At 42.2% G+C, this 17,519-nt stretch carries 18 protein-coding genes; 6 read left to right on the forward strand and 12 right to left on the reverse strand.

Annotated features, from left to right (window positions below; all coding sequences use genetic code 11):
* Window positions 1–34: 34 nt before the first annotated feature.
* Window positions 35–547, forward strand: coding sequence for a DUF2911 domain-containing protein (locus ACYVBM_RS12305; RefSeq protein WP_460685961.1), 513 nt, complete (start codon window positions 35–37; stop codon window positions 545–547).
* 47 nt (window positions 548–594) lie between these two features.
* Here ACYVBM_RS12305 and ACYVBM_RS12310 read toward each other — a convergent pair whose 3' ends face one another.
* The 7 genes from ACYVBM_RS12310 to ACYVBM_RS12340 all read right to left on the reverse strand — a co-directional run bounded on the left by ACYVBM_RS12310 (window position 595) and on the right by ACYVBM_RS12340 (window position 5,685).
* Window positions 595–1,455, reverse strand: a complete 861-nt coding sequence (locus ACYVBM_RS12310) for an MBL fold metallo-hydrolase (RefSeq protein WP_460685962.1) — start codon at window positions 1,453–1,455, stop codon at window positions 595–597.
* 42 nt (window positions 1,456–1,497) lie between these two features.
* Entirely contained in the window at window positions 1,498–1,824 is a 327-nt protein-coding gene (locus tag ACYVBM_RS12315) for a type II toxin-antitoxin system RelE/ParE family toxin (protein ID WP_460685963.1), read from the reverse strand.
* Window positions 1,825–1,834: 10 nt separating this feature from the next.
* Window positions 1,835–2,065, reverse strand: a complete 231-nt coding sequence (locus tag ACYVBM_RS12320) for a hypothetical protein (protein ID WP_460685964.1) — start codon at window positions 2,063–2,065, stop codon at window positions 1,835–1,837.
* A gap of 23 nt (window positions 2,066–2,088) precedes the next feature.
* Entirely contained in the window at window positions 2,089–3,399 is a 1,311-nt protein-coding gene (locus tag ACYVBM_RS12325; RefSeq protein WP_460685965.1) for an MFS transporter, read from the reverse strand.
* A 224-nt stretch (window positions 3,400–3,623) separates the two neighbouring features.
* Window positions 3,624–4,445: an undecaprenyl-diphosphate phosphatase gene (locus ACYVBM_RS12330; RefSeq protein WP_460685966.1), complete on the reverse strand. Its 822-nt coding sequence runs from the start codon at window positions 4,443–4,445 to the stop codon at window positions 3,624–3,626.
* A 63-nt stretch (window positions 4,446–4,508) separates the two neighbouring features.
* On the reverse strand, window positions 4,509–4,763 hold the full coding sequence (locus ACYVBM_RS12335) for a DUF3098 domain-containing protein (protein ID WP_460685967.1): 255 nt from the start codon (window positions 4,761–4,763) through the stop codon (window positions 4,509–4,511).
* Between the two features lie 52 nt (window positions 4,764–4,815).
* On the reverse strand, window positions 4,816–5,685 hold the full coding sequence (locus ACYVBM_RS12340; RefSeq protein ID WP_460685968.1) for a cell division protein FtsX: 870 nt from the start codon (window positions 5,683–5,685) through the stop codon (window positions 4,816–4,818).
* A gap of 293 nt (window positions 5,686–5,978) precedes the next feature.
* Here ACYVBM_RS12340 and leuS point away from each other — a divergent pair, with 293 nt between their 5' ends.
* The 3 genes from leuS to ruvB all read left to right on the forward strand — a co-directional run bounded on the left by leuS (window position 5,979) and on the right by ruvB (window position 11,454).
* Window positions 5,979–8,783 (forward strand): leucine--tRNA ligase, encoded by a 2,805-nt coding sequence (leuS, locus tag ACYVBM_RS12345; protein ID WP_460685969.1) that lies wholly within the window; start codon window positions 5,979–5,981, stop codon window positions 8,781–8,783.
* A 157-nt stretch (window positions 8,784–8,940) separates the two neighbouring features.
* Complete coding sequence (locus ACYVBM_RS12350; protein WP_460685970.1) at window positions 8,941–10,257, forward strand: OmpA family protein; 1,317 nt, start codon at window positions 8,941–8,943, stop codon at window positions 10,255–10,257.
* A 159-nt stretch (window positions 10,258–10,416) separates the two neighbouring features.
* Entirely contained in the window at window positions 10,417–11,454 is a 1,038-nt protein-coding gene (ruvB, locus tag ACYVBM_RS12355; RefSeq protein WP_460685971.1) for a Holliday junction branch migration DNA helicase RuvB, read from the forward strand.
* Window positions 11,455–12,042: 588 nt separating this feature from the next.
* On the opposite strand, the gene ACYVBM_RS12360 is transcribed toward ruvB, so the two are convergent.
* The 5 genes from ACYVBM_RS12360 to ACYVBM_RS12380 form a co-directional block, all read right to left on the reverse strand.
* The gene (locus ACYVBM_RS12360; RefSeq protein ID WP_460685972.1) at window positions 12,043–13,155 is read right to left on the reverse strand and encodes a hypothetical protein; all 1,113 of its coding nucleotides are present in this window, start codon (window positions 13,153–13,155) and stop codon (window positions 12,043–12,045) included.
* A gap of 2 nt (window positions 13,156–13,157) precedes the next feature.
* Complete coding sequence (locus ACYVBM_RS12365) at window positions 13,158–13,571, reverse strand: hypothetical protein (RefSeq protein ID WP_460685973.1); 414 nt, start codon at window positions 13,569–13,571, stop codon at window positions 13,158–13,160.
* A complete protein-coding gene (locus ACYVBM_RS12370) occupies window positions 13,558–14,127 on the reverse strand; it encodes an RNA polymerase sigma factor (protein WP_460685974.1) in 570 nt (189 codons plus the stop codon). The genes ACYVBM_RS12365 and ACYVBM_RS12370 overlap by 14 nt, the downstream gene beginning before the upstream one ends.
* 146 nt (window positions 14,128–14,273) lie before the next feature.
* The gene (locus tag ACYVBM_RS12375; RefSeq protein WP_460685975.1) at window positions 14,274–15,281 is read right to left on the reverse strand and encodes an aspartate-semialdehyde dehydrogenase; all 1,008 of its coding nucleotides are present in this window, start codon (window positions 15,279–15,281) and stop codon (window positions 14,274–14,276) included.
* 280 nt (window positions 15,282–15,561) lie between these two features.
* A complete protein-coding gene (locus ACYVBM_RS12380) occupies window positions 15,562–16,491 on the reverse strand; it encodes a dihydrodipicolinate synthase family protein (protein ID WP_460685976.1) in 930 nt (309 codons plus the stop codon).
* Window positions 16,492–16,880: 389 nt separating this feature from the next.
* On the opposite strand from ACYVBM_RS12380, the gene ACYVBM_RS12385 reads away from it, so the two are divergent.
* Both ACYVBM_RS12385 and ACYVBM_RS12390 read left to right on the forward strand, forming a co-directional pair.
* Complete coding sequence (locus ACYVBM_RS12385) at window positions 16,881–17,066, forward strand: DUF6364 family protein (protein WP_460686013.1); 186 nt, start codon at window positions 16,881–16,883, stop codon at window positions 17,064–17,066.
* Window positions 17,044–17,484, forward strand: coding sequence for a type II toxin-antitoxin system VapC family toxin (locus ACYVBM_RS12390; RefSeq protein ID WP_460685977.1), 441 nt, complete (start codon window positions 17,044–17,046; stop codon window positions 17,482–17,484). The genes ACYVBM_RS12385 and ACYVBM_RS12390 overlap by 23 nt, the downstream gene beginning before the upstream one ends.
* Window positions 17,485–17,519: the final 35 nt, after the last annotated feature.

Below are 17,519 nucleotides of genomic sequence, written 5' to 3' on the forward strand. Positions count from 1 at the left end.
AAACTGTAATTAAATTATTAATAAAATATCTGTAATGAAGAAATTTTTACTGTTAACATTAAGTTTGATGGCTATTATTCTTGTAAATGCGCAGGACAAGCCAGCTCCTAAAAGCCCGCCTGCAACCACGAAGGCAGAATTGAGCAATGGAACTGTTATTACGATCAATTACAGCCAGCCTTCAGTAAAAGGCAGGACAATAGGGAAAGACCTGGAGCCATTACCGGGACAGGTATGGCGTACCGGGGCTAATAAAGCTACCGTTTTTGAAGTGAGTAAAGATGTGACCATAGATGGTAAAGCGTTGCCCGCCGGGAAATATGCTTTGTTCACCTTAGTGGACGGCGATTACTGGACAGTGATTTTTAACAAAACATGGGACCAGTTCGGCGCGTTTAAATATAAGGAAGCCGATGATGTGTTGCGTATAACAGTAAAATCAGTTAAAGCGCCAGCCTTCTCTGAAATGTTGAATATCTCAGCAGGCAAAGATGGCGTGGTTACCCTGCTTTGGGGCGATAATAAAGTGAGTTTTACTGTAAAATAATCTATTTTAAGGATTAGCATAAAAGCCGTTTCGCTGCGAAACGGCTTTTATATTTCTGCCAGCTTCAATATTTTATCAGGCCGTATACCTCTTTCTGTTTGCTTAAGGGTGCAACATTCATTTACCGGGTCATGCTCAAAAAACAGGATATACTCATTACCTGCTGCTTCTTTTAAAAAAATTTCTTTTTCCGTCATCGTAATCAAAGGTCGTGTATCATAGGCCATCACATAAGGAAGTGGTAAGTGCCCGGCAGACGGCAGCAGATCGGCCATGTACACAATGGTTTTACCTTTATAATAAAGCTGGGGCAGCATCATGGCATCTGTATGCCCGTCTGCAAAACGTATCTGCATATTTGCAGCAAAAGAAGCGATGTCTAAATAGCCCTCCTGCAGGTTCCTGTTCGTAATAAAATGCAGCTGCCCGCTTTCCTGTAGGGGCAGGATATTTTCTTTTAAAAAAGAGGCTTTTTCCCTCGGGTTGGGCTCAGTAGCCCATTTCCAGTGATCTTCGTTGCTCCAGTAAATTGCATTTTTAAAGGCCGGAACTAGTTTTTCTCCTTCCCGTTTTATGGCGCCGCCGCAATGATCGAAATGTAAATGGGTAAGGAACACATCAGTAATATCATCGCGGTGAAAGCCTTGCGTAGCAAGGCTTTTATCCAATGTATCATCGCCATGCAGATAATAATAGCCAAAAAACTTTTCACTTTGCTTATTGCCCATACCGGTGTCAACAAGGATCAGCCGTCCCTGATCTTCTATCAGCAGGGAACGAAGCGCCCAGCTGCACATATTGTTTTCATCGGAAGGGTTCAGCTCATTCCAGATGCTTTTAGGCACCACACCAAACATGGCGCCCCCGTCTAACTTAAAATGGCCGTGATTAACAGAATATAAGTTCAAAGTTTAAAGTTCAATGTTTTAAAAGGGTGGGGTTTCTCTGTTTTAAGAGATTTCGTTGATCCTGTTACGGAGTTCCGCATCAGAAATATTTTCAATATCGGCTTTATCGTAAATGCCTAACAGGTACACCGTGCGGCGAATTATTTTTACGCAGGTAATTACCCGTGCGCTGCCGCTTTTGCCTTTACCTTTTGATGTAATGGCTAACCTTATTTTATAACAGTCTTTACCGATGGGGGTACCTGTTTGCGGGTCTTTTTTAAGCTTTTGTGATAACTGATTGACATCGTCTTTTATAGAAGGGTATTTTTTCGCGATAGCCTTCAACTCTTTCAGGAAAGACGGAGCCGGTATTATTTCAAAAGGCATTTTAAAAATGTTATAGTTCTTTATAAACTTCGTCCCAGGACTTCAACTTTATTTTCCCATCCAAATGATCCTGCACTTCCTGTAGCTTTTTGGGCAGGCTGTCTAAAAAATCTTTTTCAGCTTTTGTAAGCTTTTTTGCTTTTGGTTTCTGTACCGAAGCCGTAATTTTCATGCGCCTCATAAGAGTGCTTACCAACTCCAACTCCTCCCTGTTTTTAGGTTTTACAATAATTGTTTCCATAGTTAAAATTACTAAAAAAGCATTTATAACGCCTTCTTCTGTTTTACCAATGCTGCATACAGCCAGAAAAAACCAATCGTAAAAAACACGATCAGGGATAATACGGAATGCTTCATAGTGCCTGTTACTTCCTCAATACGGCCAAAAGTGAAGATGCCAATTACAATAGCGAATTTTTCCGTAAGATCGTAATAACTGAAGAAAGAGGCCGTATCTTTTGTGGGTGGCATTAGCTTGGCATAGGTAGAGCGGCTGAGCGATTGGATGCCTCCCATCACCAGCCCCACCAGCACTGCCAATCCATAAAACAAAAACTCAGCATTAACTCCCCCTTCTGCAACCACTGCAGTATAGTAAGCCAGCAGGCAAATGATGATCCAGAAAATGATAACACCAAGCAATACTTTAAGGTTACCAAAACGCGCCGAAAGCCTCGACATACTCCATGCACCCAGTATCGCTACCAACTGGATCATGACAACTGTTACTATGAGGTTCGTATCGGGAAGCTTTAATAATTTGCTTCCAAATATGGTGGCTGCGAGCATAATGGTTTGTACACCCATGCTGTAAAAGAAAAATCCCCGTAAAAAGCGTTTCAGTACGGGCATTTCTTTTACCTGGTAATATACTTTCTTCATCTCATTAAAGCTATCCCTGATCACATGGTTCTTTTTTTCCTGCTTTGAAAAAGAGGACGGCAGGCGCGAAAAAGTAATTTGAGCAAAAGAGAACCACCATATGCCTACCAAAAGAAAAGTGATACGGGTGGCCAGGCCCTGGTTCGTCATAGTTATTACCAGTATAAACCCTATGATCTGCATCAAAACGCTGCCGATATACCCGAAGGCATAACCTCGGGCGCTGATCCTGTCCCTGTCTTCAGGCGCCGCTATTTCAGGCAGGTAAGCATTATAAAATACAAGGCTGCCCACATATCCCATAGCAGCCAGCATAAAGGCAAACACTCCCAAACCTAATGTATCGGCTTTAAAGAAGAATAAAGCACTGCATCCTGCGGCACCCATATAACAGAAAAAGCGCATGAAATTTTTCTTGTTGCCGCGGGTATCTGCAATGGAAGTGAGGATAGGATAAAGAACAGCGATTATCAGGTATGCGGCTGCCAGTATATAATCGTACAAAGAAGAGTTTATAAATTCTCGGCCCAGGAAAGTTACTTTATGATCTTGGTTATTATTGGTAACGGCTAAAAAATAAATAGGGAAAAAGGTGGTAGTAATAACAAGATTATAAACGCTGTTGGCCCAGTCGTACATCGCCCAGCCGTTAATAACTTTTTTTGAAGCAGTTGGGGTGGTTTTTTTTATCATTTAATAAAAATAAGAAACACTGCAATGTGTTATTGTGTTAACAGAAAATTATCGCATTCCGGGCTCATGAGATTTATAAGTGCCTTCATTTCAAATTTGATTATTTATGTTTAAGTGCTCAGCTTCATAACTGACAACTTACCGTTAACTTCAAAGGGGATAGCTCGTCTAAAAGCCCCTTACTAGATCAATTTCCTGTTTGAAGTAAAACTACTGATTATCCCTTACCCGATTACTCCTTTATAAATAAGCGCCAGCAATATAATTCCTACAATGATCCTGTACCAGCCAAAGATCTTAAACCCGTATTTCTTTAAATAATTAATAAAAAATTTAATGGCAATAACTGCTACCACAAAAGCCACTATGTTGCCTACAATAAATGCGATGGTATTTTCATGCGATTGTACAATCAGCTCATAACCTTTCTGTTCGATACCGCCAACATCCCATTTTTTTAAGAAAAGCGAGTATAGTGTGGCCGCGGCCATAGTGGGCACAGCCAGGAAAAAGGAAAATTCTGCGGCAGCGCTCCTCGTTAATCCCTGCTGCATACCTCCTATAATCGAAGCAGCGCTGCGGCTAACCCCTGGTATCATGGCGATGCACTGCCACAAACCGGTTAAAAAAGATTTACCGTAGGTGATTTCTTTCTCCGAATGTATCGTGGGGTTATTAAATGCTTTATCTATAAATAATAAAACCACTCCTCCTGCCAGCAGCGATACCGCTACTGTTGTGGGGCTTTCCAGCAGGTCGTCTATTTTATCAGAAAATAAATAACCCAGTAAAAGGGCCGGAATTACGCCAATAATAAGCTTTACATAAAATTGCCAGCGGCTGAAGTCAAAAAACTTTTTCCAGTATAAAACCACTACCGCCATTATAGCCCCCAGTTGAATGGCTACCTCGAAAAGCTTGGTGAACTCTTCCTTTTCTATACCCATAAATGAGCTGGCAATGATCATGTGGCCGGTAGATGAAACGGGCAGGTACTCGGTTATACCTTCAACAATGGCAATAATAACAGCTTCTATAATACTCATACACCAAATTTTACAAAAAAAGGCGATACTGCTGCATCGCCTGTAAATATCCTTAAAAAAATCTTATTTCGATTTCTTGAAAATAGCAAAACCTTCAATAGCCAGGCCTATAAAAATTAATATGGGCGCTACTGTTATACGGGTAGTGCTGTATACTTCATCAGCATTAAACACGTTGGGATCTTCGCTTCTGCCACCGGCCATTAATAACATGCCCAGGGCAATTACAATAACTCCGGCCAGCATCCAGATATAATTGCTTTTGCTAAATAAGGCCGGACCGTTGTTGCCGGATACCGTAACAGGATTTTTTGACATTTCTGACTATTTTTTAAAGTGCAATATTAGTATTGTTTTTTTAAAACACACGTTAATATAGATCATCCAGCTTCTTTTTCAGATATTTCAATACGCTGGTATGCGTGCTTATCAGGGTGATCAAAATGCCCAGCGCCATCATACCGGCAAAAAGTAGCGCCAGTTGGGAATTGTCCTGTATTGCAGCCAGCTCCGGTAACATTTTCCTGGCTGCGCGAATAATAAGTAACACGCCAATAATGGCAATAGCGCCGCTGATCGCGCCGTTTATAATAGCTCTTATTCCCAGTGGCCGGGCTATAAATCCCCGGGTGGCGCCTACCATTTGCATGGTTTTGATAATAAACCGGTTACTGAACATGGCCAGGCGAATAGTATTATCAATAAGCCCGATAGCGGCCAATAGCAGTAAAAGAGAAATTCCCAGCAATACCCAGTTTACAATCTTTATTTTACTGTCCAGCCCGCCCACCAGCAGTTCTGGGTATTTAACCTCTGTTACATAGGTCTGCTGATCAAGGTCTGCTTTAATATTTTGAAGCGTATCTATATTTAAATATTCTGATTTTAGCTTAAAATCAATGCTTTGAGGTAAGGGGTTCTCGGTTAAAATACCATCCCAGCTTTCGTTCCCATCTGCCAGGTATTTCGCCTTGGCCATCTCTTTGGTCGTAAAAACATACGTTTTAATATAGGGCTTGGCTGCAATATATTGAACCAGGGCAGTACTGTCTGCCGCAGTAAGGGGATCGCGCAGGTACACATTTACTTCCACTTCTTCTTTAAAATGCTGACCCAGCGTACGGGTATTAATCACCAGCCATCCGATCACTCCCAGTAAAAAAAGCACTAGGGTTACGCCTAATATCGACATAAAGTAGGAAGCTTTGCCCCGTTTTACTGCTTTTGTTTTTTCCGCCATAATTGTACAACTTGCCTACCGGCAGGCAGGTTTGCTTGCCTGGTAGCTCCGCAAATTTAGGGTATTCACGCCTACAATGCTTACATTTGCGGCCACGTAAAAAGTATCATTAACATTTAAAAAACAATTGCTGATCTTTTTGAACCTGGCAGAAGAATACGTGGCACCGGTATTGCGTTCGCATCCCGATAGCTATCGGGATTTAACTACAGTGCAGGAATCCGCCTGTAAATTCGCCGCAGGAGGGTCAGCATTTTAAACGCTTTCCTCTCAGGAAGGCCTGGACAGGCTTTATGGAGTATAATTTTAATGCGATAGAAAAAAAATGGCAGCAGCAATGGAAAGAAACCGGTGCTTACCAGGTAGATAATAACAGCGATAGTCCCAAGTATTATGTGCTGGATATGTTTCCTTATCCAAGCGGGGCTGGCTTGCATGTAGGGCATCCGTTAGGCTATATTGCCAGCGATATTTATGCCCGCTATAAACGGCTGAAAGGGTTTAATGTGCTGCATCCTATGGGGTACGATGCGTTTGGGCTGCCCGCAGAGCAATATGCAATTGAACATGGCATACATCCTGCTGTTTCTACCGCCAAAAATATTGAAACCTTCCGCAAACAGTTAGATAATATTGGGTTTTGCTACGACTGGAACCGTGAAGTGCGTACCAGTGACCCTCAGTATTATAAGTGGACACAATGGATCTTTTTACAATTATTCAAAAGTTGGTTCAACCGTAAAACGCAAAAGGCAGAGTCCCTCGAAAGCCTCATAAAAATATTTGAAACCGAGGGCAACAGGAACCATCCGTTTCCGAATGAAAAATTCCAGATTTCAAATTTCAAGTTTCAGATCTTTAATGCATCTGACTGGAAATCGTTTGATGAGGCAACGCGACAGCATATTTTAATGGAATACCGCCTGGCTTATTGTGGTTACGGAGAGGTAAACTGGTGCGAAGCATTAGGAACCGTACTTGCCAATGATGAGGTTGTAAATGGAGTAAGCGAGCGCGGCGGTCACCCCGTGGTGAAAAAGAAACTGCGCCAATGGTACCTGCGTATTACTGAATATGCCGATCGCCTGTTGCAGGGGCTGCAAACGGTTGATTTCAGCGAAGCGATGAAGGATATGCAAACCAACTGGATCGGTAAATCGAGCGGTGCGGAAATGGAATTCCAGATAGCTAACCACAGCCCTAATTTGAGGGTTTACACTACCCGTCCTGATACTATTATGGGGGTGGACTTTATGGTAATTGCACCGGAGCATGAGCTGGTAAGAGAAATTACTTCCGAAGCACAGCAAAAAGAAGTAGACGATTATATAGACTATGTAAACAGCCGCAGTGAAAGGGAGCGCATGTCTGAAAAAAGAATTACCGGTGCTTTTACCGGTGCTTACGCGGTTAATCCCTTTGATGGCAGGCAAATCCCTATCTGGATCAGCGAATACGTTTTGGCAGGATATGGTACCGGCGCTATTATGGCGGTACCTTGCGGCGACGAACGCGATTACCGGTTTGCACAGCAGTTCCATATTCCTGTTACTAATATCATTGGAGGGCATTTTAACGGGCTGGATGCTAATCCTACCAAAGATGCGGTGCTGAGCAATTCAGGCTTTTTGGATGGGGTGCCCATGCGCGAGGCAATGGAAATTGTGATAAACGAAATAGAAAAGCGGGGCATTGGTAAAAGAAAGACCAATTATAAAATGCGGGATGCTGCGTTCAGCCGCCAGCGTTACTGGGGAGAGCCTTTTCCCATAAAATGGATAAATGGGGTGGCTTATGCAATGAACGAATCAGAGCTGCCTTTAACCCTGCCCGATGTAGACACCTACAGCCCCGGCCCTGAGGGCGAAGGCCCGCTGGCTAATATTCCTGAATGGACGGCTCAAAACCTGGAAACCAATACAATGCCGGGTTACGCCGGCTCTTCCTGGTATTTTTTACGGTATATGGACCCGCAGAACGACCAGGAATTGGCCGGACGTAAGGCAACCGACTACTGGAACCAGGTAGACCTGTACATTGGAGGTACCGAACATGCAGTAGGCCATTTGCTGTACAGCCGTATGTGGACCAAAGCTTTGTGCGATTTAGGACATATTGGTTTTGATGAACCTTTCAAACGCCTGGTAAACCAGGGGATGATTCAGGGAAGTTCGCGGTTTGTATATCGTATCAACGGAACCAATCAGTTCGTATCTCACGGTTTAATCGGCAGCGACGGCACCTACCAGGGTAATGTTTTAGATAAGATTCATGTTGATGTAAACTTTGTTGATGGTATGGCGCTGGATATTGAAGCTTTCCAACAATGGCGCAACGGCGAATATGCCAATGCCGAATTTATTCTGGAAGATGGAAGGTACATCTGTGGTGCGGAGGTAGAAAAAATGTCTAAATCCAAGTTTAACACTGTAAACCCCGACGACCTGGTGGCTAAATATGGCGCCGATACCTTCCGCATGTACGAAATGTTCCTCGGCCCGGTAGAGATGAGCAAGCCCTGGGATACCAAAGGTATTGAAGGGGTGCACCGTTTTCTTAAAAAATTGTGGCGCTTATTTTATAAAGAAAATGCTGATGGTACATCCACTTCAATCTGGACGTCTGATGCACCATCCGATGCAGAGCTGAAAGTATTACACCGGGCGATTAAAAAAATCGAAGATGATACCGAGCGCTTCAGCTTTAATACCGGGGTGAGCGGGTTTATGATTCTGGTTAATGAGCTCACCGATCTGAAATGCCATAAAAAGGAAGTGTTGCAGCCGCTGCTTGTTATGTTAGCACCTTATGCGCCGCATATAGCCGAGGAATTGTGGCACGCTTTGGGAAACACTACCCTGGTGCTAAATGCCTCTTATCCTGAGCTGCAGGAAAAATACCTGGTTGAAACCAGTAAAGAATATCCTATCTCGGTAAATGGTAAGCTGCGCACCACCATGATCATTTCGCTTAGCGCGGCACAAAAAGATGTAGAAGAAATGGTTTTAGCCAATGAGGTCATTCAAAAATGGGTAGAAGGTAAAACCCCGAAAAAGATCATTTACGTAAAAAACAAGATGGTGAATATAGTGGTATAAAAAACGCTGTATAGCCGGTTTCAAAAATTCTGTTTTAACAAACACCGTTCCCTCTCTGCAAATGGAACGGTGTTTGTTTTTTAGCCTGGAAAGTACATTTTTTGATTAACTTTAATGTACTGCTCAAAATCAATTTTAACAACTAAAAAATCAAACCATGTCAATCAACATTGTGGATCTTGTAAAAAACTATGTTTCACAGGATCTGATCTCCAAAGCCGGTGCCTTCCTTGGCGAAAATGAAGGAGGCATTTCTAAAGCAGTTTCCGGTTTAATTCCTTCCATACTGGGAGGTGTTGTGGCTAAGGGTACCGAATCAGAAACCCATGCACAGCAGTTGCTCGACACAGCTAAAGAGGCTAATAACTCGGGCTTGTTGGGTAACCTGAGCTCTTTATTTGGCAATGCAGACCTGCTGTCAAAAGGTACAGGTTGGTTTAACAGTCTTTTCGGCGGACAGGCCAACACTATTATTGATACTGTTTCAAACTTTGCGGGCATTAAATCGTCTTCTTCCAGCTCGCTTATCAGTATGATAACTCCACTGGTTATGGCATTGCTGGGTAAAAAGGCCCAGGATGATAATTTAACAGCGAGTGGATTTTCAGGCTTTTTATCTTCTCAAAAGAGCCATGTACTAAGCGCTTTGCCATCAGGATTAGGGTCCATTGCGTCTGCATTGGGCCTGGGTGCAATAGGTAGCGCAGCCAGGGAAACAGTGGAAGACGTAAAAACTACCGCAGCATCTGCGTATAATTATGCTGAAGGACAGGCAGAAAAAGCAGGTGGTGGTATGAAGTGGTTATTGCCCTTATTATTATTGGCGGCGTTGGCATTTTTACTGTATTACCTGATGGGTAAGGGCTGTAATAAAGGAGAAGGAACTGCAACCGGTAGCGATACCGTAGCTGTAGCTCCGGCTGATGACACAACAATGGCACCTGTAACGGTTACAGGAACTTTGGATACAGCTACCGGTAATTACATTTACAATGTAGGTGCTGATAAAGAAATAAAGCTTTCGGACGGTACTACTTTAACTGTAGGAGAGAACAGCACAGAAGCCAAATTATTTAATATGCTGAGCGATGCTGCTTTTAGTGTTGATACGGTAAATAAATCTGCAAACTGGGTAGTGCTGGATCGCGTGTATTTTGAAATAGGTAAATCTGTGCTTACCGCACCGTCTGCAGTGCAGGTAAAAAATATTGCAGCTATTCTTAAAAATTTCCCCAATGCTGCAATTAAGCTGGGTGGCTATACCGATAATACAGGCGACGCTGCTATTAATAAAAAAGTGTCGCTTGAAAGGGCTAAAGTGGTAGCAGCCGAATTAAAAAAGGCCGGTGCTGCAGAAAAACAAGTAATGGAAGCCGAAGGTTATGGGCCTGAATTCCCCGTTTGCCCTGCCAATGATACACCGGAATGTAAAGCTCAAAACAGGAGAGTAGACTTAAAGGTCGCTGTAAAGTAAATGTATAGTAACGCTTACTTAAAAACCGCCTCGAAAGGCGGTTTTTTGTTGATAGCTGATTTACGAAGGAGGAGCGTAACGGCCGGGGTTCAATGCGCCCTGCAAATCATTTAAGCTGCCCGTTTTTGGTTCAGGCATTCATGGTTATCTTTGATGGTAATGAGCAATCCGAATTTGAACAGGGAAAAGCAGGGCTTAAATGCTGCAGAACATGAGTATGAAAATACGATCCGTCCGGGCCAGATAAAAGAATTTGCGGGGCAGCCACAGCTTATTGAAAATCTTACCATTTTTATTAAAGCGGCCAAGATCCGTGGTGAAGCACTGGATCATGTGCTGTTTCATGGCCCTCCCGGCCTGGGGAAAACCACGCTTTCGCGCATTGTGGCCAATGAACTGGGCGTGAGCATAAAAGAAACCAGCGGTCCTGTAATTGAAAAACCCGGCGACCTGGCCGGTTTGCTTACATCGCTGGAGCCTAACGATGTATTGTTTATTGACGAGATACACCGGCTAAGCACGGTGGTAGAAGAGTACCTGTATGCCGCAATGGAGGATTACAGGCTGGATATTTTAATAGACAGCGGTCCCAATGCACGCAGCATCCAGTTATCCTTAAATCCTTTTACTTTGATTGGCGCCACTACAAGAAGCGGGTTGCTTACTGCTCCTTTGCTTTCGAGGTTTGCCATTAAATCGCGCCTGGAATACTATTCCGCAGAAGTGTTGCAGAAAATTGTATTACGCGCAGCCGGCATTCTGGGGGTTTCCATATCTGCCGGTGCTGCAAAAGAGATCGCCAAGCGCAGCCGTGCTACACCGCGTATTGCCAATGGCCTCCTGCGTCGCGTAAGAGACTTTGCACAGGTACTAAACGATGGTGAAATTGACCTGGGCATAACCCAACACGCCCTGAAAGCTTTGAACGTGGATGAATATGGGCTGGATGATATGGACAATCGCATCCTCCTTACGATTATTGAAAAATTTAAAGGCGGCCCGGTAGGCATTACTACTATTGCTACTGCTGTTGGCGAAGAGGCCGGTACGCTGGAGGAAGTGTATGAACCTTTTTTAATCCAGGAAGGTTTTTTACAACGTACCCCGCGTGGCAGAGAGGTTACACACAAAGCTTACGAGCATTTGGGTAAGAAGCCTAACCGTGGAGGGGGTCAGAGCCTGGAACTTAATTTTTAAACCGGCAGCCTGTACCATTGTAAATATCCCGGAGGTAAACAGATACATCAATGCTCTTAATGATTAAAGGGCTTTCCAATGTTTTGTACTTCTCCAGCTCCCAATGCCCGCGGGCATTTAACCTGAATACTTCCACGTTTACCGATCCGGAGGAGATATTCCTTCAGGGAAGGGATGTCCCTGTACAGCTTAAGTTGCTGCGGTCGTAATTTTTGTGGATGGAGATAGGATTTCAATGAGCACAACAGGCAGTAAGAAAGTATATCGCCGCAGATAACCGAAATATCAGGATAGGTGAATAAATAATGTATTTTCAGGAATATGGATGCGCATAGGGCTGGCAGGGATTACCATCCAAAGCGATAAAAAGCCTCCCTGTACATTTTTTGAAATAATATTATGACTTGCTCCCGGCTCCTGACATAGCAAAAATTTTTCCCCGCAAAAATTCGTGCTTTGTAACCGATGCTTTCTCCATCTCAAGACATTTTGCTATGGTATAAAATGCTTTTTAATAAGTCGGCTCGGGTTTGTTCACTTTGTTATCCATATATGCATTTACGATTTTTTGTAGGGCGGTATTATCTGTTATTTCCTTTTTACAACGAAAAACACAATACCGGCAGCAGCAAAAAGCATAGAAATTATAGTTATAAGCACGTTCAGCTTACGGGATTCAGCTTTTACAATATAATCTTCTTTCAGCATGCGAAATGCATCAATCTTCCAAACAAGCGTATCGTTTTTATTTAGGCCATTTGTACTCAACAGCTTGCCCGGCATTAATAATTTATAATTCAAAGAAACACTGTTGTAATGATTGAACGTCTCTAATGCCGGCGGGTTTTTAATTATTCTCATTATCGAATCGTCTGAACGATCAAGTTTTGAAAAGGTATTGGTATGAAAATATTTATTTAATGTACTCCCGGTATTGAATACACTCGCAGTATTTAATTCAAAGCTGTTGTCAGAAGACTGCAAAATCAGCAGTTGAAATATACTGTCTTTTGCTGCCTGCATTTTGCTGACAGATGGGGGATTACGAAAATGCTGCAAATGTTGAAGCAGTTCTTCATATTGCTCTTCCCAGACATTCTGTAACATCCAAAGGCTAAATTTTTTCTCCAGGGCGCTGGTATAGTTATTCGCTTCATTTCCGCTCATTCCTTCGCAAAGATTTGGGCTGCCTGTCAGCCAGAAGGAATATTCATCAGCCGTCATATATTTATCAAAGGGCACTTTTATTTTAAAAGGTAGTTTCGGGTATATTTCTGTGTAGGTATAATAAGTATAAAACCACCTGAACTTTCTTTCGAGTTTGGGAATTATTTTAAATTGATGCCAGGGGTGGTCTTTGGAAAAACGGAAAGAATCGCCCATTTCCGGCATAGAATGATAATGATGCGTGGCAAATGCAAATATCGCAGCAGTATCATTTTTCTGTGGCCTGAAATTTTTACCGGGCCAGTCGTTCAATCCCTGCCGGTTTTCGTACTTCCAGGTAACCTTCCAGCCGGATGTAAGCGCTACCGGGAAAGGATTGTGGCTGGTATCTCCGGCTATAAATGCCGAATCGGCTTTGCTGCTGAAAATCCTGGTACCGCTTCCGTTCTCATGTACAATTGTTGTCATATCGGTAGGTTCGCAGGAAGAAAAGATGATAGCAGCTGTTACAATCAAAAAATGTATCTTCTTCATTTTTATTTTATATTTTTCGGTACGGTAATATTTGCGGCTGCATATTGCGCCAGTATACTTTTTTTAAGTTCAGTTTCTTTCTCCCGCTCATTTATATATTCCTGAAAGGCAGTTAAAAAGCTATTTGTCCGGCTTGTTTTCAATAATACAGGCGGGGCCGGGTAAATATCATTGTGCATGACGATGATGCTTGCAGATGAAAAATACCATGTTTGCTGAATAAAGAAAAAAAGAATAACTGAGGCTGCGACGGCAGATGCATATCTTAATAACCTTATTATTTTTACCGGTCGGTCGTTTCTATCTGCTTTAATTCTGCGGATAATTGAATCAATCGCTTCCTGTGGGTTTTTCTGTTCGGGTTTTGATTCTTTTAAAACCATCAGTAGCTCGTCAATGTTTTTAATCTTGCTCATTCTGAAAAGTTTCGTTTAATAATTTTCGCATTGTACTCCGGGCCACGTACAAATTGCTTTTTATTTTTTGGGGGCTAAGTTTTGTGATAGCCGAAATCTCGTCAACCGTTAAGTCTTCAAGTTCTTTTAAAACAAATACCACTTTTTGTTTATCAGGGAGCTTTTGTGTAAACCCCCGTATGATTGCGGCCACATATTTATTTGAAATATTGCTTTCCATATCTGGTTGCGCTATGTATTTCAACGCCTCAGCACAGTCCATGTCCGTTATTATTTCGGGTATTCTTTTTCGTTTGCGCAAAACATCATTGCAGTGGTTTGTGGCAATGCGGTAAAGCCATGTATTAAAGCTGAAATCCGATTTATAACTCTGAATGCTTTTCCACACTTTAATAAAAATTTCCTGTGAGGCGTCGTTTGCATCTTCTTCGCTGCACAGTATTCTGAAAGTAAAAGCATACATTTTATTTTGGTATAATAATACCAGTTGCCTGAATGCAGCCTCGTCTCTTTGTTTAACTTTTTCAATTAATTCATTTGTTTCAATTGGCCGCATTAGCAGTGGGGTTTACTTATTATTATACGATGATATATGGCAGAAGTCGAAATAATAATAATAATAATTTCACTGGTGTTCAATAGCATAAAACAAAAATATCCGCCTAAAAGACGGATATTCTTTTAATACTATATCGTTTAACACTACACCAGGTTATTAGCTACGAGGTATTCTGCAATCTGCACTGCATTAGTTGCGGCACCCTTGCGCAGGTTATCGCTTACGATCCACATATTTAAAGTTTTAGGCTGTGTTTCGTCTCTGCGAATACGGCCCACAAATACTTCATCTTTCCCGTGGGCATCCATAGGCATGGGGTATTGCTGGCTGGCCAGATCATCCACCACAATCACTCCAGGCGAGGTTTCCAGCAGCGTTCTTACTTCTGCCAGGTCAAACTCGTTCTCAAACTCAATATTCACACTTTCGCTGTGTCCACCCATTACCGGTATGCGTACAGTAGTAGCGGTTACTTTAATATTATCATCCCTCATGATCTTTTTGGTTTCATTCACCATTTTCATTTCTTCTTTGGTGTAGCCATTGTCTGTAAATACATCAATCTGGGGAATCACATTCAGGTCGATCGGGTATTTATAAGCCATAGGGTGGTCCGCCTCTTTACCTTCTACGGCCCTGGCCCTTTCACCCATCAGCTGGTCTACCGCTTTTACACCTGTACCTGTTACGCTCTGGTAGGTAGATACCACTACTCTTTTGATCCGGTACCTGGCATGCAGGGGAGCTAAAGCCACCACCATCTGAATAGTAGAACAGTTGGGATTGGCTATAATTTTATCATTGGTGGTTAAAACGTCTGCATTAATTTCCGGCACCACCAAAGGTTTGGCGGGGTCCATCCTCCAGGCAGAAGAGTTATCTACTACCGTAATCCCGGCAGCAGCAAATTGCGGCGCCCATTCTGTAGAGGTTCCCCCTCCGGCCGAAAATAAGGCTACTGCAGGTTTGGCTGCAATAGCATCTGCCATGCTTACTACTTTATATTTTTTACCTTTAAATGTTACTTCTTTTCCTACGCTTCTTTCAGATGCTACGGGAATAAGCTCCGTAACAGGAAAATTTCTTTCGGCCAGTACCTGCAACATTTTGGTGCCTACAAGGCCGGTAGCACCCACAACTGCAACTTTCATCGTTTTTATTTTTTGCTTCCCTTCTCTCCGCTTTGCTCTGGGCAGATAGAGAGGGACGAGGTTAAAAAAAACCTTCCGTTTGTACGGAAGGCTTGTTTAAAAAATGTATGTCTGCACACAAAAATCACAACCTTCCGCTACGGATGCTTCTTAATCTTTGTATGTTCCTTTATTGTCATCGGGATGCAAAAATAGAGCGATGATTCAAATCAACAAAAAATTTTTTTTATCATTAGTAATGCTGTATGCTTGCTCCTTCTTTTTTGGTGTTATATTATTATTATACTACCGTAGGAATAATGGTATGGTTGAACTCCTGTTGGATACCGAACAGTGTATCAATTTCCAAACAGGCCTGCCTGTTTAAGGCTCCACCGTAACTCCTTGAAACCGGGGCCATATACCCGAATTTGCGTGACACCGCTGTTTTGATAGTGGTAACAAAATCTTCCCCGATGGTGTAGATGGACGAATATTTTCCGATAAGTTGCTGTATTTCAAATACTTGATCCAGTTTGCCATCATTTAGGGCACCTATAGCCTGTACAAACAGTTCAGGAGCAATATTATTAAGCCCCGAGATAACACCTGAACCTCCGGACAGCAAATTGGGTATAAAATATTCATCGAAGCCAGAAAGCACCTGAAAGTCTGGCCTTATTGCTTTCACTTCCCGGATGATGGCCCGGGTGTGAGATAACGTATCTACGGTATCTTTTATTCCCACAAAGTTGGGCATTTCTGCAGCCAGGGACGCAACCAGTTTGGCATCTAAGCTACATCCCGTACGGGCAGGGAAGTTATAGGCCAGCCATTTACCCTCTATGGCGCTTCCTATTTGCAGGTAATATTCGAATATTTGCTTGTAAGTCTGGCTAAAATAGTAGTGAGGAAGAAACATTACTGCATCATACCCAACAGTATAGGCACTATCTGCCAACTGTTTAAGATCGTCTATACATGTGGAAGACACATTCGCTACCAGAGGTATATCGGTCATGTTCCTGGCTTCGTGTATCAGCTGTAACTTTTCACTCTGGTTGAGCGAAGTAAACTCGCCGATGCTTCCCATAATAAGGATTACATCTGTGCCTGCATCTGTAATCCTGCATAAATGCTTTTCCAGTGCCCTGAAATCTAATTTACCGTTTGTAGTGAATGGTGTTACCGAAGGACACCATGCCCCGGAGAAGATAGATTTTTTATTCATCTGTAAAATATTATTTGCCTGTAAAAACAATGAGCAAAGTACTCAGGGTTTAATGATGGCCGGCTAATTTGTGTCAGCAATAAGGATGATTATTGTCAGAAAATAAAGCCTTATATAGTTTATTTGAAATGGGGAATTTGTCATACACCAGGCTATAACTAAATGCGTGGTGTATGACAAATTCACCTATTTAAAACCTGTTTAGTCAGACCTCACCCCCGACCCCTCTCCAAAGGAGAGTGGAGCAGTATTCCTGACATAATAAGGTTTGTATCAAAAAGGGCGATTTATCGTACACTCCCCAATGCGCATACTTGCATTTTAATGCGTATATTCGTCTTATGAAAACACGTTTGAATATAACAATTGATAAAGCAATACTGGACAGAATGAAGTATTTTTCTGAAAAAAACAATGTTTCCATTTCCAGTCTTGTCGAAGAATATTTTAAGAATCTCATGCGCAAACCACAAAAGGCTAGTTTCCTGGATAGGATTAGAAAGTTACCTACACCGGCATTTAACAAAGAGGTCGATTTGACAAAAGCATATTATGATGAAAAATACAGTATATGATTGCCGGGTATTTCTGGATGCAAATGTTGTTCTTGATTTAATGTTTAAAAGGAATAGTTATAATCACTGTGAAGCGATATTTGAATGTATTCATAATGGCCTTTTGATAGGCTTTGTAACACCATCTGTTTTGCAGATTACATCGCACTGGCTAACAAAAGCTTTTGGTGCGGCGCAAGCTAAAAGTCTGTTACTGTCTTTACTGGAAGAAGTAGAAGTCATTGAAGTTAATAAAGCTATTTTTTTAAAAGCCCTGCAAATGAAGCCCGATGATATTGAGGATAATATACAGTTAACAACAGCCGCCTATTATCATTTGGATTATTTTATTACAAATGATGCAGTCGTCAAAAAACAAAAATGGGATACCATTACCATACTATCTCCTGAAAACTTTATTAAGTTATTCAAACCCTGAAACAGGTATAAAACCGGGAGTGCTTTATTTTATTG

It is taken from the genome of Niabella aquatica (assembly GCF_054779315.1).

Coding starts and splice junctions, on each gene's coding strand:
- ACYVBM_RS12370 (WP_460685974.1), bottom strand. CDS start 14,127: ATGCGGCCAATTGAAACAAATGAATTAATTGAAAAAGTTAAACAAAGA.
- ACYVBM_RS12315 (WP_460685963.1), bottom strand. CDS start 1,824: ATGCCTTTTGAAATAATACCGGCTCCGTCTTTCCTGAAAGAGTTGAAG.
- ACYVBM_RS12375 (WP_460685975.1), bottom strand. CDS start 15,281: ATGAAAGTTGCAGTTGTGGGTGCTACCGGCCTTGTAGGCACCAAAATG.
- ACYVBM_RS12365 (WP_460685973.1), bottom strand. CDS start 13,571: ATGAGCAAGATTAAAAACATTGACGAGCTACTGATGGTTTTAAAAGAA.
- ruvB (WP_460685971.1), top strand. CDS start 10,417: ATGAGCAATCCGAATTTGAACAGGGAAAAGCAGGGCTTAAATGCTGCA.
- ACYVBM_RS12320 (WP_460685964.1), bottom strand. CDS start 2,065: ATGGAAACAATTATTGTAAAACCTAAAAACAGGGAGGAGTTGGAGTTG.
- ACYVBM_RS12385 (WP_460686013.1), top strand. CDS start 16,881: ATGAAGTATTTTTCTGAAAAAAACAATGTTTCCATTTCCAGTCTTGTC.
- ACYVBM_RS12340 (WP_460685968.1), bottom strand. CDS start 5,685: ATGGCGGAAAAAACAAAAGCAGTAAAACGGGGCAAAGCTTCCTACTTT.
- ACYVBM_RS12330 (WP_460685966.1), bottom strand. CDS start 4,445: ATGAGTATTATAGAAGCTGTTATTATTGCCATTGTTGAAGGTATAACC.
- ACYVBM_RS12350 (WP_460685970.1), top strand. CDS start 8,941: ATGTCAATCAACATTGTGGATCTTGTAAAAAACTATGTTTCACAGGAT.
- ACYVBM_RS12390 (WP_460685977.1), top strand. CDS start 17,044: ATGATGAAAAATACAGTATATGATTGCCGGGTATTTCTGGATGCAAAT.
- leuS (WP_460685969.1), top strand. CDS start 5,979: ATGGAGTATAATTTTAATGCGATAGAAAAAAAATGGCAGCAGCAATGG.
- ACYVBM_RS12305 (WP_460685961.1), top strand. CDS start 35: ATGAAGAAATTTTTACTGTTAACATTAAGTTTGATGGCTATTATTCTT.
- ACYVBM_RS12335 (WP_460685967.1), bottom strand. CDS start 4,763: ATGTCAAAAAATCCTGTTACGGTATCCGGCAACAACGGTCCGGCCTTA.
- ACYVBM_RS12380 (WP_460685976.1), bottom strand. CDS start 16,491: ATGAATAAAAAATCTATCTTCTCCGGGGCATGGTGTCCTTCGGTAACA.
- ACYVBM_RS12360 (WP_460685972.1), bottom strand. CDS start 13,155: ATGAAGAAGATACATTTTTTGATTGTAACAGCTGCTATCATCTTTTCT.
- ACYVBM_RS12325 (WP_460685965.1), bottom strand. CDS start 3,399: ATGATAAAAAAAACCACCCCAACTGCTTCAAAAAAAGTTATTAACGGC.